The sequence below is a fragment of the Paenibacillus sp. JT31N11 genome, from assembly GCF_056269285.1.
Window position 1 is genome coordinate 72,718 of the sequence record NZ_JBWDNQ010000017.1, and the last position, 20,315, is coordinate 93,032.

The window sequence follows — 20,315 nt, forward strand, 5'->3', positions numbered from 1 at the left end:
GATTTTATGCAAACTTCCCATTCATTAAATTTCTCCTTGCGCGTCCTGAACTCAGTTAATGTCGCTTGCCCACAGGACGAGCGCCCGATTGTCGCGTTCGGCGCCAAGAGCGCGCAGCTGGGCGGCCATATCCGATTCGGCAATATCCTCTCCGTTCCAGCGTTCAATCTTGATCCTGCTCAGCCCCTGCTGGCGCAGCACGGTCCGAAACATATGCTTCAACAAATCGGGCATATCCGCAGCTTTGGTTATGGCTTTCGACTGGGCAGATCCGGTTTCGGATTCGGGGGGAGATTCAAGCTCCACAATCCGGCGGCCATTATTCTCGATCCAGAAGCGCCACTGGCCCCGGTATAGCACCATATAGTTGCCCCTCTTGCGGGAGAAGCTTGCCCCCTGGACGGCAGGCCAATCTGCGGCCAAGCCAAAAGGATTGGCGGGATCGACGGCGGAAAGCACAGTGATGGAATCGTCATTGCGGGCTAATATCGGCTTGCGTACGGAAGCGATCTGCTCCCGTCTGGCAAACTGCAGATTAGGCACGCCCTCGACAAGAAGACCGCGCGTTACCACGCCCCAATGCTCCAGCTGCCGCAGCACGGGCAGCAGCTCATCCCAGCTGAATGGCGAGAGATGCGAGACTAACTCCTTGGATATAATGCCGTAGCTGTCCAGTAAATGCTGTGTCCAGTACAAGGCAGGCTCAGCCCCGGCTTCAACCGCCGCCGGATTCTGGGCAGCTTCGGGCTGCCCGCGACCGGGCTCCGCGCTATCATGATCGTGCAGGGAGCCAACCCAATACCAGCGCCCAAGGCCTGATCCGGTCTTGGCATGCTGTTTGCCCTTGGCGATCAGCTGCAGGCGCAGCGGCGCGAACTGATCGTTCGAGACGCGGCCCTCCCACACCAGATCGATCAGGTCTGCCAGCAGCTCGGAAGGCAGCTTGCCATAGTCGCGGCTCAGCTTGGTGAGGAAGCTCGCTCCGCTATTTTGAAGCAGAGCGAGCAGCTTCGGGTTGCCGGACTGCTCATCCGGCGGCTGCTTCACATAAGGCGTATAAAGCGGCTTTGCATCAGCGAGGAAAAAGGCGATTTTACCTTCCTTCTCGCCTTCATCCTTGCGCCCCAGCCACAGGACTTCACCGGATGCGCAGAGCAGATCCAGATCCTCCTTGCGGTAGCCCGTGATCCGGGCAGGGAAAATAATCGATTCCCAGTGCGATGCCGGCAGATAAAATCCCTGCAGCCGCTCAATAATAGTCCGCAGGCCGTCAATGCCGCTGAGCTGCGTCCCGGGCAAAGCATGCTGCAGCATCGACATATGTGCGCACCAGCGAATCGGATCGACGGGCTCCGCCTGCTTGCGAGCCTGCTCCATGGTCAGCCGGATCAGCCGTTTAGCCACGCTCCGGCTCGTCCAGATCCGCTCGGCCCTGTCAGCGGCGAAGGGGGCCTGTTCGATAAGATCCAGCCGGATCAGCGCAAGAATAACATGCTCGGCATCCGTTGCAGTGAGGGCCGGATACCGCCCGCGGAGCTCCTCCTCGGTGAAGGAGAGCCGGTGCTGGGCGAACCGTCCGGCAACGAAGGCAATCGAGCCGTCCGTCCCGGGAAAGCTCTCGTACATATCATTCTCGTCCGTACAGATATAACGGACTTCCCCGCCGAACGTCATGGTCATCACGCTGCCCGATTGCTGCAGAATGTTAAGCCAATCCGAACAATCCCCGGCAGCGCCCGCAATTGCTGCGATTTCCCCGAAAGAAAGATCCCCCCGCCATTTGAGCAGCGTGTACAGCTCGCTTGAGGAAGAGGGGATGAGATCCCCGCTTTCCAGCCGCTTGGCCTCATCGTCGGCAATCAGCGGATCGATGGCCCGACGCACGGCATCCTCGCCGAACAGCTCGCCTGCAAGCGTCCTGCTGACGCTCATCAGCTGCAGCTGTGTAGCTTCGCTTAAGCCGTCGCCTTCATACATTTGCGCATTCACGTATTCCCACAGGAACTGTGCGGCAAAAGGCGACGGGTTATTCGTTTCCTGCACCACGATATCCATGTATCCCGTCGAGATGTCTGTGAGCAGCCGCTTCAGGCCGTTGACATCCAGATACAGATGAAGGCATTCCCGCATCGCTTCCTGCAAATAAGGAAAATGCTCCGCATACGGCAGGGACTGCTTCAGCAGCTCCTCGCTGCGAAGGCGCTTCTGCCACATGGCCGTCCGGGTAAAGCTGCGCGAGAGCAGCAGGGACGTCTCGGCTATGCGCCGGAAGGCGATGGCCAGCAGCGGCGATCCGGCGATCGCTTCTGTCATGAGCGGCTCGATACTCTCCGGCGTGATATGCCACAATGTCTTCAGCCAGGAGGCATCCCATTCCGGCAGCACCAGCTCGATGCCGTTGTCTTTGGCATTGCCGTACATCTTGTAAGGAAGCAGCCGCTTGAACTGATGTTCAATGGCAAGCAGCCAGGTCCGGTTGATCCGGCGGCCGAACGGATTGTGGATAATAACCCGCGTCTGGTTCATCAGATCGCGGTAATGCTCAATGACGATCCTGCGGTCAGTGGGCAGAGCCAGCGCCCGGTGCTGGGATTTGGCAAATCCGATGAGCTCTCTCGCAGCATTTGCATCTAGTCCGTACTCCGTGTCCAGCCAGAGGATGGCCACGATTTCCGATTCATCCGGCGGGGGCTGATCCATCCCGCCCCCGCCGGAATTTCCCGGCAAAGAAGCGGGCTGCACGCCGGTGTCCTCTTCCCCCCAATGCATGCGGGCCTCCAGCTCGCCCATGAATTGTCCCAGCTTTACGCCGAGCTCATAGCCCCGTCCCCCGGATTCCGCACGCCAGAAGGGAATTTCACTGAAGCGGTTCGGCGCTTCCCTCACATAAACCCGGTCGTTCTGGATGGAGCTGATCATCCACGAGGACGTGCCGAGCTGAAACACATCTCCAACACGGCTCTCGTGGATATATTCCTCGTCCAGCTCGCCCAGATGGACGCGGCTATCCGCGTGGTGAACCGGATAAGCGGAGCTTTGCGGAATCGTTCCCGCTCCGGTGATCGCGGCCATGGCGGTATTCGCCCGCTTGCTGAGCAGGCCGCGGCTGCGGTCCCAATCCATAAGCGGCTTGGCGAAGGGATAAAAGCCGGCCAGCACCTTCAGTGAAGCCTCCAGGCGCCCCATTGGAAACTCGCGGTAGCATTCGCTCCGGGAAATAAGCGCGTGGAGGCGGCTAACCTCCAGATCCTCCGCCGCGACCATCGCTGTAATCTGCTGGGATAGCACATCAAGCGGCTCCTGCGGCAGTACGATCTCCTCGATATCACGGCGTGTGATATCGCGGCAGAGCACGGCGGATTCCGGCAGCTCGCTGCGGCTGCGGGCCAGGATGAAGCCGCGGCTCACATCTCCCACGGCATGGCCGGCGCGCCCGATCCGCTGAATGCCGGCCGCGGCCTGCTTCGGGGAATCGATCTGAATGACCAGCTCGACATGTCCGACATCGATGCCAAGCTCCAGGGAAGAGGTGGCCACAAGGCAGCGCAGCTCGCCTGCCTTGAGCATGCCCTCGATCGTTAGCCTGCGCTCGCGCGCAAGGCTGCCGTGATGGGCGCGCGCCATCTCGTAGCCGGCGTGCTCGTTGAGCCGGTGCACAAGCCGCTCGCACAGCCGGCGGCTGTTGACGAAGATCAGCACAGACCGGGCGTCGTTCATTAACTGGAACACCCGGTCAACGATCGGCAGCCAGACGGCTTCGCGGGTCTTGGCCGGCTTGCTGAGATCGGGCATCGTAACCCGAACCTCAATGGACTTTGACATTCGGCTCAGGACGATCGTAACAGGCCGCTGACTGTAGCCAAGCGGGTGCGGGCGCTGCCCGGTCTCTGCACCTGCTCCGGCAGCGGGCGGCGGGGAGCCGCTATTATGAACGGAATTCGGTATTGCAGGGTATATAGAACGTCCGCCCGTCTTGCGCCCGGAGCTCGTATCCGCTTCCTGCGGGCTGACGGCTTCCTCCCGTCCGCCGGCCTCCCCGGGAGCGTCCGCGGCTGGATGACCGGCCGCCGCATCGGCCCGCTGCTCCCAGCCTCCGAGGAAGCGGGCAACGCGTTCAAGCGGCTTTTGTGTCGCCGAGACTCCGATGCGCTGCACCGGCTTCGGGCATAACGCACTGAGCCGCTCCAGCGACAGGGATAAATGAGCTCCCCGCTTGTCTCCGGCCAGCCCGTGTATTTCATCCACAATGACCGTTTCCACCGTCTGCAGCATGCCGCGTCCTTTCTCGGAGGTAAGCAGGAGGTAGAACGATTCAGGGGTGGTAACCAGCACATCCGGCGGATTGCGCACCATTCTGGCGCGCTCGCTTGAGGACGTATCCCCGGTCCGCACGGCTGAGCGTACTCCCGGCCAAGCGAGGGTCTCCGCTCTTTGATGCTCTTCATGGAAACGTTCAATAGCTTCCATAAAGCCGATGATATGGTACTGAATATCGTTATTAAGCGCCTTCAAGGGCGTAATATAAAGTGTGCGCACACCTGGCTTCCAGCTGCTGCCCGGGGCCGTGGCGGCGATTTTGCCCACTGCGATTCCGTTCAGGCAGGGCAGCAGCGCCGCAAGTGTTTTACCGGAGCCGGTCGGTGCTGCGATGAGCGTATGATGATTGTCCATGATTGAAGCCCACGCGTCCAGCTGAATATCGGTCGGCTCGCCGAAGGCCTGCCGGAACCACCCCGCAAGAGTCGGATGAAACACCTGCAGCGCAGGGGAAAGCTCTGTCATCACCTAACAGCTCCTTTCATTCATACATCAAGGTTGGGATTGTGGTTATATTATACCCATTTTCCCTCTGATTGCGAGATTCGCCGGCACCCTCCGCACAACGCCCGGGTCTTTCGGGTCCATTTTGACGGCATCCAGCATGCACTGGACTGTTTGAATACCGGAACATACGGGGTATATATAGGTGCTGCTTCTTATTTCATACACCCAAATGAAAAAGCAAAAACCGCAGCAGCTTGTCCAATCGGACAAGCGTCTGCGGCTATGCATCAGCATTCTTTAGCGAATGCTCATCGACACTGATCAACCAGCGTCTTCGCTGTCAACCAATTCATCAGAAGGTTCGTCAGCGTATTTCTCGAATGTCTCAGGGCTCATTACGCGGCGGGCAGTAACATAGCGTTTAACGTAGTAAGAGTCGCTAAGGCTGCTAATGGTAACGCCCTTGCTGGAGGAGGAATGAGCAAACTTGCCGTCTCCAACATAAATGCCGACGTGTGAAATGCCGCGACCATTCGTATTAAAGAATACGAGATCACCAGCAATCAAGTCGTCCTTGACTACTTTCTTGCCCAGCTTGGACTGAGCGGAGGATGAATGCGAGATCGAGACGCCGAGTTTGTCAAACACGTACATCGTAAATCCGGAGCAGTCAAATCCTTTGGTAGTCGTCCCTGCCGTGCGGTAAGGAGTGCCGATCACATCACTGATAACGCCGTCCATTTTGGAGTCTGCTAGTGCGCTCCCAACTTGGAATAAGAGTACCAATGCTAGACCGATGAGTAGTGCAGAAACTTTTTTCAAAAAATGTGACCCCTTCCGGTTGCCTGCGAGGTTAGCTGTGGGGTTCGGTTGAAGGCTCCCTATGATACCCTCTGACATTCGTTGCAGCAAATGTCGGGATCAATTCACCCAAGATGGTTCCCCCGCTTCTCATCCAAGAGAATTCGGCAATTTTTTCATGCTGGCATACTAATTCTGTTTTTTTAGCGAATCTCCTTCCAAATTCACAATTTGTTCACAAATTAGAATTATTAGAGTGAAACTTTTTGACAACTCGTCTCGTTATCTTATTGCAAAAAATGCGAAAGGGCCTTCCGGCATTTGCAGGAGCCTTTTTTTTGTGGTCTAAACTTGAGTCTTAAGTCCATGCCGGCAGATGAACGCTTCCGATTTCACCCGCATTATCGACAATATCTGACTGCACCTGTTTCTCTAATTCGCTTTTCAGATGTCATATTTTCAAAACAAAGAGGGACCAACCGCATCAAAACGGCTGATCCCTTTTTGATATTATAGGTTCTCTCCGGCAACTGAACCGACTTCTGCCTGCTGCCTGTTCACTAATAAGAGCGGTGGTCAGGTCTGCTTGGAATGCCATACTTCATACTGCGAGGCTACCGTCCACACTTTCATAACCGTACGAACCAGATGATAGCTTTGATGCAAAATGAGTGCAATCAACCCGGCCCAGAGCATGGAGGCCGAGGCCATGGTCAGACTGAGCGCCATTCCAATGGCCCACATTAACAGCGAGATGCCGGCCAGCGGAATAAGATGCCGCACCCCGCCCCAGAATGAGCGAAGCGCGCCGTTTCCGGACACAACGCCGAACTGCATGGCGAGGAAGAGCAGGTGGAGCAGCGCCGCCCACACCAGCCAACCGCCGGCCCAGGGCCCGACCTTGTTGGCGATGTCCGCCAGACTGCCGCTGCTGAGCAGGGCATCAAGGGCTTTGGGCAGCAGCCAAACGCCCGGAGCCAGCGTCAAGGCTGTTTCGATGCCGTATAGCAGTGCAATCGGCTTCCACGCCGTACGGATTCCTTTGATAAATCTTGTGCCGTTCTCATCCTGGGCATGATGCAGGGAATGGAACAGCCCGGCGTTCAGGAACGGGGTCAGGAGCATGCGCCCGAGCAGCAGACTTGCGAAGAGCCAGATATAAGGACGAATGAGATCGGTCTTGAGAAGCTGGAACTGCGCCTCCGTCAGGAAAAGCGCCACAGCTCCGTCCGAGGGTGCGCTGTCCGGGTAACGCTTCAGCAGCGGGACCATAATTCCTTCAACCGAACGGTAGAGGAAGAAGCCCCACAGCAGCTCATACAGGAACAACATAATAATGATGTAAATATGCTTCATCGTCAGATGCCAGCCTTGCTTCACATGATGGTTCATGCAAGCCTTCACCTCCTTTTTTCTCCATTTGTTTGGCGGGTACCTTGCCGGCCCCAGGTCGCCAGGCTACCAGGCAAGGGAAGTGAAGATCCCCTCCAGCAGCTTGGCGACGCCAATGCTCCAGCGCGTTTGTACCTTCTCCGGAAGCTCGGCTTTCATGAAATTGTTAATATGCTTGTTGTCGAGCACGTTCTCATTCTGCGGATCAATCGCTGCCCAAAGCAAAGGAGAGGAATGCACAAGCGTATATTGAATGTGCATCTGCGCCGCATCCCAAACCTTCGGCAGGGTCGTCCCGTCGGCAAACTGGAAAACAATCGGGACAGGTCCGTAGCTCCCGCCATTCTTGCGGATCAGCACGGTTGACTCATACTTTACAGTGCCGTTTTCCTTCACAGGCTTGACCGCAATCGATTCAACCGAATAGTCGGACATCTGATTGCCGTAGACAAACTGGCTGAAATAATCGTTCCACTTGGTCTTGGTGACCTGCTCCACAACATGCTGGAAATCCGCCGTGGACGGATGCTTGAACTTGTATTTCTGAAAGTACGTCCGCATGATCTTGCTCATGATCTTCGGACCGACCTGTTTCTCGATGCCGAACAGGACGAGCTTGGCCCGCATGTACACATTTTCCGCATAATGATTATGACTGTGGTAGGACCAGGAAAGCTGCTTGAGCGGTGCGGGATCGGTCATGTAGCTGGCTTCCACAGGAAGATTGGGAGCTACGCCGTATTCGCTCTCCATCACCTTGTCCTCGGAGTAGGAGGTGAAGCCTTCATCCAGCCAGGCTTCTTCGAATTCATTGGAGGCGACCATGCCGTACCAATATTGATGGCCGATCTCGTGAACGACGGTGCGCTCGAGATCGTAGCCGGGATTGTCCGTCTCGGCGGCGAACGAAGTGATCAAGGTCGGATATTCCATTCCTCCCGCTCCATTGCCGCCTTTGGGGGGGACGACGATCGAGAGTGTGGAATAGGGATAAGCCCCGTACCACTGGGAATACTTGGCCAACGCTGATTTGGCGGCATGCATGTAGCGGTCCTTGAACTTGGCATGCAGCGGGTCGAGGTACAGCTTGATGCGGACACCGGGGACATTGTCGGTCGAGAACGGTTCTTCCGCATAGACAAAGTCGGGAGAGGCGCTCCAGCCGAAATCATGAACATCGTCCGCATAGAAGGAGAAGATTTTCCGGTTGTTGTCGGCTGCGGCAGGCTTCGTCTGGAATCCGGTTGCGGCAACCTTGTAGGAGGCGGGTACATTGATTTTTACGCTGTAAATGCCGAAGTCGCTGTAAAATTCAGAGTTGCCGTGGTACTGATGGGCATCCCAGCCTTCGGTCGTTCTTCCCCTGGTGCCTACCGTCTCATAGGCGGCAAGCTTCGGAAACCATTGGCCGGCCATAACGAAATCCCCCATGTAGCCCATCCGTGCAAAGACTTCCGGAAGCTTGACCTCGAAGGCCATTTTGAGGGTGACGCTTCTTCCGGGCGCTACCGGCTCGGGCAGGCGGAGCTTGGCCAACGTTTGGTCATTCGCATTGCCGTCATCGGGCTGCACATAATGAAGCCTTGGCAGAAGGCTGTCATTCTCGCTGGTGACCAGCGAATTGATCCTCATGTAGCCGAGGCTTGCTTCCGTGGCCTTGTCATTCCTGAGCTGGCCGCCGGATTCGTGCATGAACGTCGAGTCTTTGGACTGGAATGCGTTGGGGTACAGGTGAAAATACATCTCGGACACCTGCTGTTTGCCCGGGTTTGTCCATGTGATCGTCTGCAGACCCTGCAGCGTATGCGTATCTTCCTGCAGCCGGACATCAATCTGGTATTCGACGACTCGCTTGCTGAGCGGCGCATCCGGCCCGGGCTGCACCACCGGGTCGGGTTCCGGCATATTGATGCGCGGCGGGGGTGTCTTGGGCGACGTATCTGTTTTGTCGGGGGCAAAAGCATACGTATATTGCGAAGCCCAGGCATCCCCGAATCCATACTGGGCACTCACGCCGAGCAGGACGGCAGCTATTGCAAGGAGCAGCAAACGTTTGGTGTGACGTGGCGTCATTGAACCATTCCCTCCCGTTGACAAGCATCTACAGCATGTATATGTTGGCTTTTCCCGGATTATTAGCTAAAATGGAATTAAAGTGTGGACAGGCGAAGAAGCCTTGTCGGACGCGGGATTTGGAATCATTGGCGAGCATGCGCAGCAATAAACGGGCGATGCTTTTAAAATATAAGAAAGTATAAGATTTCATCATACTTTGCTTATATTTCTGAGGGAAGAAACCTGGCTTAACCGTCAGAGGGCGGCGGCAGCCGTTTTTTCCTGGCGGCATATACGGGCTTGCAGAGAAGGAGAGTGGAACCACAGATGACCGAACAGGATCAAGGACAGGATAAGAACCCGGAACAGGCGGCGCCTGCGCCGGAGAAGAAAGAGAAGAGGCAGCTCTCGCTCAATGTGGTGAGCAACAAGGAGCATCGGGGTTTCGGGGCGGGAACGATCGACCTCAGCGCGGTGTCATGCGTCATTATCGATCAGGGCGAGGCTTATATTGATGTAGGCGCCATGCACGCCAAGAGCAAGGTGGAGAAGGGCATCAAGTTCAGCCCGGATAAAGAAACGGTACCGAACGGTCGTCTTTGCTGGATTGTGTGGGTAGCGGTTGACCGGAATGAGGAAGGCTCTTATTATGCGGGTGCGACGGCCTGCCCGATGCTCGTGGATACGGAGGCGCGCCGCGGGTGGAAGATCCTCGCCCAGCACGTGAACAATCTGGACTATGCAATCAAGCGGCGCTTCGTGCTGAGCGAGCTTTCAGCCGAGGAGAAGGCTGCGCTGCGCAAATTGCTGATCGCCAACAATGAAGAGTGGTGGGACCGCTCGCCGGAAGAGCTGAAGCAGGGGCTGGCTTAATTGAAGCAGCAGCTGCAGGCGAACGTCATCGCTTGGCTTTTATCCAACGCGTATCGTTCCGCCGCGCTCTGTGACTATGGAACGTGGAGAGCACATGCATGATCTGCTTTTCTTCTATTAATAGTGGGGTATAGTTACGAGGGGATACTTCTTTGAGGTATCCCTCCCTTTTCATTGAACCTGCTGATGGTGTTAAATATCGGCTGGCTGTGTTTGAGCTGGAGATTCCGCAGAGGAAGACTCTCTTAGTTCCAAGTGAATAGATAAATATAAAATAGCTGTAAAGGCCAGGTTATTTGTTGTATTTTGGAAGATTAGATCCTAGTATGGAGAGGAGAAAATCAGGGATATTTGGGGAGGACTTTTATTGAACCATCGATTCGTACGAAGAATATGCGCTATCCTGCTGACCAGCATGCTGCTCAGCCTAAGCTTCCCGGTATTGTTATACGCCGCAAGCTTCATCAACATCACTTATGACTCTAGCAGCGGTCAAATTTCCGGAACGATTGTCTCGGACCACCAAAGCGTCCAATTGAGCATGGGTCAGGATAACATAGTCACGGATATTTCTTCTGTAGTCAGCCAGGCTTATCCCAGTAATAACTCCAATTCTTATTATTACAATGTTAATGGAACCATTGGAAGCGGATTGCGCCCATATGGTCTGTTTGTGACGGATAATGAGCAGACAAAGGTTACGCCATTGAGCAGATCCAATATTTACTCTTTTGACAACAGACCCCTCCCGGCGCCTGCTTATCTTACATTTACGGGTATCGGAACAAGTTTGGGAACTGGTCATGCTGTCCTGATCTGGTCTCAGGTGTTAGACCCTAATGTTGGCGGATACCATATATATGAAAATAATGTATTAATAAAGACTGTTTCTGTGAGTGCTTCTTTTGTTGATCTTTCGGAAATCAAATTAGCTGTCAATCATGAGTATGCAGTTGCGACAGTGAACCTGAATGGAATCGAATCGACAACCAGAGCAACAGCTGTAGGCAGAATCGGCAGCAGCTTTAATCTTTTTGAACCCCTACTCAACTATAAGCCCCAGGGCTCTTTTCTAAAAGGCGGCGATTCGCTGCTGTCGTTCAGGCTGTTGGGGGCTCCTGATAGCGGTATTCCGGAACATTTTAACAGCTCAGAACTAGCATTTACTTTACCTCCGGTATACGTGCCTGAAGGGCTTGGATATCATGTTGTGAACTTCACATTCCACCCTGAGGACCTATCTGCATCGGATTTTGAAATGGTATCGTCGGATGGCGAGCTTGTTCCAATTTCAAGCTTTTACGCTACAAATTTTACAAATCCCTATGATTCCTCGGAAAACAAAATTATGTCTTTTCATTTCTTAAACCCTTTAAACCTTACGGAGAAGTATACAATACGAATGTCCGCGACGAGCTCAGGAGATGAAATCGGCCTGCCCGATATTCATACCACAGAGGGGCAGTTGTATGCCGCTTTCTATGGATATCTTAACAATGCAACCTATCATTTCAATTATGGGGATAAAAAAATTGTTTATGGCGATACCACGCCGCCCGCGCAGCCGGCAGACCTCCAGTCGACTCCGGGCGATGGACAGGCTGCATTGAACTGGACAGCCAATAAGGAGGAGGATCTGGCGGGTTATAATGTGTATCTGGATGACGTCTTGTTGACAAACATTCCGGTTCCAGCGGCAACTTATACACTGACTGGGCTTGCGAACGGCAAGTCTTATTACATAGGTCTGTCCGCTGTAGACAAGGCTGGCAACGAATCGTCCAAAGCATCCGTGACCGCCGTTCCAAGGGCAAGCACGAATAATGACGGCGGAGGCGGCTTCGGCGGAGGAGGCGGAGGCTTCGGAGCTGTACCTTCAACGCCTCCTACAGCCCCGCCGGAACCATGCGCGCCGATCGTGGACAGCTCGCAAAAAGAGCAGGGCAAAATAACGGTGTCCCTCGGACAGCAGGACAAGCAGAAGCAGATTCCTGCCTGCGCATCCGATTTGTCCAAGGACAGTGTGCTGACCTTCAATAATGAAGATGTGAACGCGGCTATTCCGGGATCGCTCATTGAGAAGCTGAAGAGCCTCGTACCTGCCGACGAATTGAAGGACGCTCAAATTTCCTTCATTTACGATAAAATGAGTCCCGAAACAGCTAAGGTGGCGCTTGCCAAAGCGCAGCAGAGCCTGAAGAATACGAAGCTCCAGCCCGCCGGAAATGCATATAAATTTGACCTATCCATCATTTCCAAGGATGGCAAAGAGCATAGATTGACCCGCTTCGATACACCTTTGACGCTTAAGCTGAGGATTGCCGAAGGTGCAGACCTGAAGCTGATCGGCGTATATCGCGTAGGTGATAACGGTGAGCTGGAGTATCTCGGAGGCAAGCAGCAGGATGGTTATATGGAAATCGAGACCGACCAGCTTGGCGCTTATGCTGTACTGGAGTTTAATAAGTCCTTTGACGATGTAAGCGCAGGCCACTGGGCATTACCCGCCATCAGGCAAATGGCCGCTCAGCATGTTCTGGACGGAGTCAGCGATACGTTGTTTGCTCCGAATCAGAAGGTGACCCGTGCGGAATTTGCAGCGTTATTGACGAGGAAGTTAAAGCTGGCGGCGCAAGGCGGGAATAGCTTTATGGATGTTTCCTCAACCAAATGGTATGCGGATGCGGTAGCTGCCGCGTCTGAGGCAGGTATCGTAAATGGCCGAAGCAGTACAGCCTTTGCCCCCGAAGAGCAGGTTACAAGGCAGGAAATGGCTGTTATGCTCATGAAAGCCTATGAGATTGCGGCAGGTGCCTCTATCAGCAAGGTACAATCCGCTGGCTTCGCCGACAGGATGTCGATCAGCGAATGGGCCAGCGATTATGTGGATGCGGCCTATAATCTGGGTTTTATCAATGGCCAGGGAGAAAACAGATTTGCTCCCCAAAGCCCTGCAACCCGGGCAGAAGCGGCGCAGATGATTGCCAAACTTTAGTTTTTCTCAAGGATTGCAGATAATCGTTTTATCTTAAATATCGATCATGAACAATCGCGCACCTCCGCTTAGGCATCCTGGAGGTGCGCGATTGTTTGGTTGTTAAAAAAGCGGTGTTTGTTTGAAAACCTGCCACCCCGTGTAATTGGAAATAGAAAGGTTTTACCAGATTTAGGGTTGACTAATGAATAGGAGGCGTTATAGCCATGGATAAGAAAATTGTAGGCGTGTTCAGTACCCATGAAGAAGCGGTAAGAGCGATCGACGATTTGAAAAGCCAAGGATATTCCTCTGATGATATTTCAATCGTAGCCAAAAATAACGAGGTCATGGAGGAGATTTCTGAGGAGACGGCTACCAATGCGGAGACCGGATTTGCAGCGGGAGCCACTACGGGCGGCGTGGTCGGCGGCGTGACCGGACTCCTGGCGGGGCTGTTTCTGATTCCCATTCCGGGTATCGGCCCAATCCTCGCGGCTGGCCCAATTGCCGCAACATTAACGGGTCTGGCCGTTGGCGCGGGTGCAGGCGGAATCGTAGGCGGCCTGATTGGGCTGGGAATTCCGGAGGACGAGGCGAAGGAGTACAACGACTACGTGGACAGCGGGAAAATCCTCGTCATGGTCGATTCGGATGCGCAGCGGGACTTGCGCGCGTATGATACATTCCGTACTCATAACTCCTTAAATGCCCACAAGTACAACAATTACAGCCGTTAATCCCGGTTATGCTTATTATGTGAAAAAGCGGAATTCGCCGCTCTTCTGGCGGCTAAGTTCGTTTCTTCACCTGAATAAAAGCCATCTATTATGCCCTATTGCGGCAGGATAGATGGCATTTTTTATGCGGAAAATCACCACTTCATTAAAACGGTTTAATGATTATTTTCCCTTTATTTTACCCGTTAACCCCTCGTATAGAAGAAAAAACCACTATTTAAAGAGAAGTTTCAGGTCCTTTACATAAAATTCATCTCAAATTGAAACCCCACTAACAAAACCGGTTTAATCTTAAGCAGTCCGAAACGAAAGATTATTCTGCTTCATCGTTAAGAAAACATGTACAGCGTGAATGCTGCAGGGAAAGCGAGGCTGGATATGGTTGGCGACAATAGATGATGTTGCGAAGGCGTCGGGAGTTTCAAAAGGGACTGTGTCCAACGTCTTCAGCAAGAAACGGCCCATCAGCAAAGCGGTATCCGAGCGGGTGCTGGCCGCTGCCAAGGAATTAAATTATAAGCCGAACTACTGGGCGAGAAGCCTGGCGAACCGATCCACACGGATTATTGGACTCAACATGATGGGGGAATCCGCCAAATTCAGCCAGTTTCACCTGTCCTTATTGAATGGTGTTTTACGAATTTGCTACGAACACGGCTACCGCTTGCTAGTCAATACGCTGTCTCCGGATTATTCGAGCCAGCTGGAGAACATCGCGTCGAATCCCGTGGATGGGGAAATTGTACTTGATCCGTCCGTTGGAGATACACGCGTGGAAGATAAAATGGCGGAAGGAGTGCCTATTGTCCTTGTCGGACGTCCGCCGATTTCTTTCGAGGCACAGGTAAGCTACGTGGATAATGACAATGCAGGCATGGCGGCCCAGGTTACCCAATACCTGTTGTCTATGGAGCACCAGGATATTTTGTTCCTCAATGCTGCTCCGGGGCGGACGGTTGCAGAGGACCGGGAGTTTGGATACAGATCGGCCTTTCGTACGAAGGGACTCACTCCCGAACCAAGATTACTGCTCAACATACCGGTGCCAGGGCCTACATCTTATGAGTTCGGTTACCGGATGACGCTCGCCAAGCTGAAGGAGTTTCCTTCCGTCACGGCGGTCATCGCCGATACGGACGTCATGGCGCTTGGCGTTTATAAGGCAGCGGAGAAACTGAATTTGCGCATACCGGAGGACCTGTCGGTATTGGCGTTTAGCGATGATTCCGTATTTTCCCCGGAATTCTCACCTCCTTTAACAGGAGCCAGACTCCATTCCGAGCAGCTTGGCATCGAAGCGGCCCGCCTGCTCATTGAACAGCTGACGAAGCCAACGAAAACAGCGAAGAGGGTCCTGGTGCCAACAGAGCTGATCCTGCGCGGTTCCTGCGCGGCGGCCCGCAAGCCAATATAGACAGATAGCTTAAATGCAAGCTTACAAAAGACTCGTTAAATGCTTTGCGATAAAGAATATTCCATTCCGTTTAACAGATGACTTTTAGGAGGAAAAAAACAAAATGAACAAGATAATGAAGACCGCTTCTGCACTGGCACTGGCAAGCACACTCCTGCTCTCCGCCTGCGGAAACGCCAATACAACGAATAACGCCGCCGGCAATTCCAATTCATCCGGAAATGCGGCAGCGAATAACAGTGCAGCCGGCAATTCAACAACACCCCCTGCCGGGGACATGAAGCTGCGTGTTCTGACCGCTAATGTTGGCGGCAAAACGCCGGATGAGAACGTGAAATTCGAAGAAACCATTAAGGCGCAAACAGGCATTGAAGCTACTCTGGAGAAGCCAGCGAGCGACTACGACCAGAAGGTGCTGACGGCGCTGGGCTCCGGTGAGAAATACGATCTGATTGAACTAAGCGATCTGGGTAAATTAAGCGAGTTTGTCGATCAGGGCGTGGTCTCCGATCTGACGGACTTCGTCACATCGTCTCCCGTTCTTTCCGATCCGAAGGTAATTCCTGCAGCAGAATGGGATCAATTAAAGGATAAAGACGGCAAAATCGTGGCTGTTTTCTCCAAGTTCCAGGGCGGGACGATGCCGATTATCCGCAAAGACTGGCTGGACAAGCTGAAGCTGTCCGAACCGAAGACGCTGGATGAATATTATAACGTGCTCAAGGCCTTCAAGGAGAAGGATCCTGATGGCAACGGCAAGGATGACACGTATGGACTCAGCACGTCGGGACTTTATGACATTCAAGCTTTCATGAGCGCTGCCGGCCTCAAATACCGGTATGTGATGCAGGATGGCAAGCGCACGATTCCTTATGCGACAGAAGCGGCAATTCCGATGTATGAGTGGTTCGCGAAGCTGACCAAGGAAGGCATTATGGATCCGAACTTCATTACGAATGACACGGGTAAAATGCGCAACCTGTTCCTCGCCGACCGTGTCGGTATGGTCACTTACTGGGATGCATGGGTGGGCACATTCAACAACCTGCGCAAACAGGAAGATCCGAACACAACATTTGAAGCGAAAGGGATCGCGAGCATTCCCGGTCCTGATGGAACGATCATGATGCGCCGCGGCGACCCTGATTTCTGGATCATCCCAAGCAATGCCGAGCATCCGGATGCAGCCAAGAAATTCCTGGAGTACTGGAATTCGGAGGAAGGCATTACGCTTGGCAGCCTTGGCGTCGAAGGCCTGGATTATACGAAGGAAGGATCGACGGTTACACTGACGGATCTGGGCAAGGAGCACAGCATGGATCACGGCGTGCCGTTCTGGTACAACGAGAATGTGAAGCCGGCTTTCCCTAAGCTGCCGGGCGTGCAGGAAGCGCAGGATCTTGTGAAGCAGTATGCGACGCTTGAGCTGGCGCAGCCGGGCTGGGCGGACGCGGAGAAAATCATTCAGAATTATGCGCTCAAAGCGATGGCGGGTCAAATGCCGGCAGACGAAGCAGTACAGAAGATGCACGATGAATTGTTAGCCAAAAAATTAATCGACTGATAGACATAACACCGCAATCATCATAAAGCCGGTTTGAAGGATTGGACGTGTTAAAGAGATGAGAAACATCAGAAAATATGGGGCTCTTTATCTCATGATGGTGCCGGTAGTGGTCTACTTTCTTCTGTATGGCTACTACCCCCTCATCAAAGGGCTGCAGATCAGCTTCCAGGATTATAAACTGATGGGTGTTCGGCCCTACGTCGGCTTTGATAATTATAAGCTGGTGTGGGCTGACCCCTCCTTCTGGGAGGCTTTCTGGAATACGATCATCATCGGCGGCGGTATTCTGCTGCTCAGCTTCATCGCTCCGCTGATTATCGCTTTATCTTTGAATGAAGTGCTGCAAACCTGGTACAAAAAAATGGCGCAGCTGATTATTTATATTCCTCATCTTCTCTCATGGGTCGTCGTCGGGGGCATCTGGATCTTCCTGCTGTCTCCCGATAACGGTCTGGTTAATCTGCTGCTTGGCAAGCTGGCCGGCATTGCGCCGATTCATTTCCTGGCGGAGTCGAGCTGGGCCCGCTGGATTATGATCGTGCTTGCCACCTGGAAGGACATGGGCTATTTCTGTATTTTGTTCCTTGCAGGTATCATTTCCATCAGTCCCTCACTGTATGAGGCAGCCCGGATGGACGGGGCTTCCAGGTGGCAGCAGCTTTGTTACGTGACCCTGCCCCAGCTGAGCGGCACGATGAAGGTTATTTTTCTGCTCAACACATTGGGTATTCTGCGTATTTTCGATCAGGTATTTATTCTGCGCAACCCGTCGATTGCGACCAAGGTTGATGTATTGATGATGTATACCTTCCAGAAAGGGATTCTGGATATCAAGATCGGCCCTGCCGCAGCGGCGAGCTTCTTTGTTGTCCTGATGACGCTTGTGCTCACATTAATTGTCCGCCGACTAACGCGTTTTGATGAGGTGTAAACCATGAATGGAGAACGATTTGACCGACTGGGCTGGAAAAATAAATGCTTTGACGCGCTGAATATTATTTTTCTGCTTGTTCTGATGCTGACGATGATTATTCCGTTCCTGAACGTCATATCGCTGGCGTTTTCCTCCGGACTTGCATCCATGCAGCCGGACATTATCCTGTTTCCGAAAGAATTCAGCGTCGAAGGCTTCACCATAGTTTGGAAAAGCCTTGATATTTGGCGGCCGCTGATGAACAGCGCGATCGTTACCGTGGTTGGAACTGTTTTGCATGTGCTGCTGTCGGCGCTTGCGGGCTATGTATTGATTCATCCGCATGTGCCCGGCCGGAAGGTAATGGTTACGTTTATTCTGATCACCATGATGGTGCCGCAGGAAGCCGTCATGATTCCGCTGTATGTCGTGAACAAGGATTTGCATCTGATTAATACGTTGTCTGTACTGGTTTTGTCGGGCCTCGTGTCCGGCTTCTCCATCCTGCTTATGCGTAATTTCTTTATGAATGTTCCCTATGAGATGTCCGAATCGGCCAAGATCGACGGCGCCGGGGAATTCCGTATTTTTCTGACGATGTATATGCGCCTTGCCACGGCAGGCCTCGCTACGGTCACTCTCTTCGAATTCGTTGGACGCTGGAATATGTTCACCCCTGCGGTCATGTTCATTAATGACAATATGAAATATACGCTTCAAGTGGCGCTGAAATCGATGATTATCGATACCAGCTCCGTTTCCAGCAATTATCTGGTGACGACCAATGTGCGGATGGCGGGCATTCTGATCAGCATTATTCCGCTGCTCGCGGTTTACCCGTTTGTGCAGAAATATTTCATGAAGGGCATTATGCTTGGAGCGAACAAGGAATAAAGGAGGAGAGGTTATAGTGGCAAAATTATTCACGCAGCATGAAGCGCAGCCGGGAACCCTTCATTTGATTCAAGAACGGTTTATCACGAAGGAAGAGGAGCAGACTTATATAGAGGTTCCCTTCGAGGTGGCAAATGAGCGGTTTGAACGGATAGAAATCCGTTACCACTATGATAACCGTTCCGCTGGTTCCGTTGTCGATATCGGCTTGAAATCACCGGAGCGGATTGTGGGCTGGAGCGGAGGCGCGCGTGATTCCTTCTTCGTCGGTGTGGAGAAAGCGACACCCGGTTATTTGGCGGGGCCGCTGCCTGCCGGAACGTGGGCGGTACTGCTTGGAGCGTACCGCGTGCCGGAGGCGGGCTGCAGAGTCACGGTGGAAATAACCGCTGTGCCCGCCTACAGCCGATGGATGAAGGGTGATTTGCATATGCACACCATTCACAGCGATGGCAGCTATACCGCTGCCGAGACGATCGAGCTGTGCGCCCAGCGCGGCCTTGAATTTATCGCTCTGACGGATCATAATACGGCATCGCAGAACCGCTTCACGCTCGCCAATGACGACCGCCTGCTCTTGATTCCAGGCGTAGAGCTGACAAGCTACAGAGGGCATGCCAATCTGTTCGGCCAGCTTGATGCGCTTGGCGATTTTCGCGTTCTGACGCCGGATGCCGCTGCTTCGGAGCTTTGGAAGGCGCGCGATAAGGGCGCGTTCGTATCCCTGAACCATCCGTTCTGCGATCTCTGCCCTTGGGAGCTTGGCTTCGATGTTCCTTATGATGCCATCGAAGTATGGAATGGGCCATGGCGAGAGCTGAACGAAACGGCTGTACGGTGGTGGCAGGAGCAGCTCAGCAGGGGAGAGCGGATTGTGGCGCTTGGCGGCAGCGATACGCATCGCGCCGAGCGCTTCGTCATGCACGGCAGACCGGTGTCCTCGATCTGGACCGAGTCGGAGACAGTAGAGGGCTTGCTGAATGGCATACGCAAGGGCCGCGTAGTGCTGTCCGCTGATCCGGATGACAGCTTCATCACATTGTCATCGGGCATGCAGGGCATCGGCGATACGATTGCCCCGGTAAGTCCTGCGGCAGCTGTGCCGCTGCTTATTGAAGCCAGCAAGCTGCAGGGAGACCGGATCAGTCTCTGGTCCGACCGCGGCGTGGAGGCCGAATGGACGACGGATGATGAAAAGGCTGTTTTCTCCTTCGAGGGATCGGCTGACCGTTTATTCTACCGGGTGGAGTCCAGACGTTATATTAAGGAAATGGAACGCACGGTTATGACATGTTTGACCAACCCAATCTATATTGGCAGAAGCATCTAAAACTCCGGTTGACAACCGGCTGCGCTCTTTAATCGTTATTGTCGCTTGATCCTTGAATACGGGTATTCTGTAATGGCGGAGATTCCGCTGACACGGGACGGCGGACAGTTGCTTCCGAAGCAGGCTTCCCGCAATGGCAGTTTTCCTGCAAAGTATGTTCTGACCGTTCGATTTATAGGTTACTGCATGCTCCCGCCCGCTTCGCTGCTCCTGAACATGAAGAAGGTCTCCTTTGGCAGGTGACCTTTTTTGAATATTCACCGGTACAAATTTTGCCTATACTCTTGGAAGCCTGTGAGCGCCGGTAGATGATGGAGTCAGCTAGTAGAACCTTTGAAATATTTTTCGGGTGATTTGCAGCTCAGCTTCCAAATTATTTCTTGGTCAGCCGACTTGTCGGCAGCATTCATCTAAACGGCAGCGATGGCAGTTCTCAATAGACTTTCCATTGCTTATGTTCTCAGATAAATAGCTGCGTTGCTGACCTATTACCCGGAAAACCCAAACCGCAGCTGCAGCAAGGAAAATCCCGCCTACACGAACCGCAGCTCCGGAAATCGGCCTTGGAATCTGGAAAAACCTTGCTGCAGTGCCGGTA

The 20,315-nt window shown here is 53.5% G+C and carries 12 protein-coding genes and 1 riboswitch; of the genes, 8 read left to right on the forward strand and 4 right to left on the reverse strand.

What is annotated here, in order from left to right; all coding sequences use genetic code 11:
* Positions 1–51: 51 nt before the first annotated feature.
* The 4 genes from AC0YNV_RS34425 to AC0YNV_RS34440 form a co-directional block, all read right to left on the reverse strand.
* Entirely contained in the window at positions 52–4,782 is a 4,731-nt protein-coding gene (locus tag AC0YNV_RS34425; RefSeq protein WP_475772073.1) for a DEAD/DEAH box helicase, read from the reverse strand.
* 303 nt (positions 4,783–5,085) lie between these two features.
* Positions 5,086–5,586 carry a C40 family peptidase gene (locus AC0YNV_RS34430; protein ID WP_379114235.1) on the reverse strand — a complete coding sequence of 167 codons (501 nt, stop codon included), beginning with the start codon at positions 5,584–5,586 and terminating at the stop codon, positions 5,086–5,088.
* 5 nt (positions 5,587–5,591) lie between these two features.
* Positions 5,592–5,745: riboswitch (cyclic di-AMP (ydaO/yuaA leader) on the reverse strand.
* A 396-nt stretch (positions 5,746–6,141) separates the two neighbouring features.
* Positions 6,142–6,957 carry a hypothetical protein gene (locus AC0YNV_RS34435; RefSeq protein ID WP_475772074.1) on the reverse strand — a complete coding sequence of 272 codons (816 nt, stop codon included), beginning with the start codon at positions 6,955–6,957 and terminating at the stop codon, positions 6,142–6,144.
* A 66-nt stretch (positions 6,958–7,023) separates the two neighbouring features.
* A complete protein-coding gene (locus AC0YNV_RS34440) occupies positions 7,024–9,030 on the reverse strand; it encodes a M1 family metallopeptidase (RefSeq protein WP_475772075.1) in 2,007 nt (668 codons plus the stop codon).
* A 309-nt stretch (positions 9,031–9,339) separates the two neighbouring features.
* On the opposite strand from AC0YNV_RS34440, the gene AC0YNV_RS34445 reads away from it, so the two are divergent.
* The 8 genes from AC0YNV_RS34445 (at position 9,340) to AC0YNV_RS34480 (ending at position 19,717) form a co-directional block, all read left to right on the forward strand.
* The gene (locus AC0YNV_RS34445) at positions 9,340–9,885 is read left to right on the forward strand and encodes a YwhD family protein (protein ID WP_475772076.1); all 546 of its coding nucleotides are present in this window, start codon (positions 9,340–9,342) and stop codon (positions 9,883–9,885) included.
* A 1,402-nt stretch (positions 9,886–11,287) separates the two neighbouring features.
* A complete protein-coding gene (locus AC0YNV_RS34450) occupies positions 11,288–12,880 on the forward strand; it encodes an S-layer homology domain-containing protein (protein ID WP_475772077.1) in 1,593 nt (530 codons plus the stop codon).
* 206 nt (positions 12,881–13,086) lie between these two features.
* Positions 13,087–13,599 (forward strand): general stress protein, encoded by a 513-nt coding sequence (locus tag AC0YNV_RS34455; protein ID WP_210046182.1) that lies wholly within the window; start codon positions 13,087–13,089, stop codon positions 13,597–13,599.
* A gap of 382 nt (positions 13,600–13,981) precedes the next feature.
* Positions 13,982–15,013 carry a LacI family DNA-binding transcriptional regulator gene (locus tag AC0YNV_RS34460; RefSeq protein ID WP_475772078.1) on the forward strand — a complete coding sequence of 344 codons (1,032 nt, stop codon included), beginning with the start codon at positions 13,982–13,984 and terminating at the stop codon, positions 15,011–15,013.
* A gap of 103 nt (positions 15,014–15,116) precedes the next feature.
* Complete coding sequence (locus AC0YNV_RS34465; protein ID WP_475772079.1) at positions 15,117–16,577, forward strand: extracellular solute-binding protein; 1,461 nt, start codon at positions 15,117–15,119, stop codon at positions 16,575–16,577.
* A 58-nt stretch (positions 16,578–16,635) separates the two neighbouring features.
* Complete coding sequence (locus AC0YNV_RS34470) at positions 16,636–17,511, forward strand: ABC transporter permease subunit (RefSeq protein ID WP_210046179.1); 876 nt, start codon at positions 16,636–16,638, stop codon at positions 17,509–17,511.
* Between the two features lie 3 nt (positions 17,512–17,514).
* Entirely contained in the window at positions 17,515–18,387 is an 873-nt protein-coding gene (locus AC0YNV_RS34475; RefSeq protein ID WP_210046178.1) for a carbohydrate ABC transporter permease, read from the forward strand.
* Between the two features lie 16 nt (positions 18,388–18,403).
* Positions 18,404–19,717 carry a CehA/McbA family metallohydrolase gene (locus AC0YNV_RS34480; RefSeq protein ID WP_475772080.1) on the forward strand — a complete coding sequence of 438 codons (1,314 nt, stop codon included), beginning with the start codon at positions 18,404–18,406 and terminating at the stop codon, positions 19,715–19,717.
* The last annotated feature ends 598 nt before the right edge of the window (positions 19,718–20,315 follow it).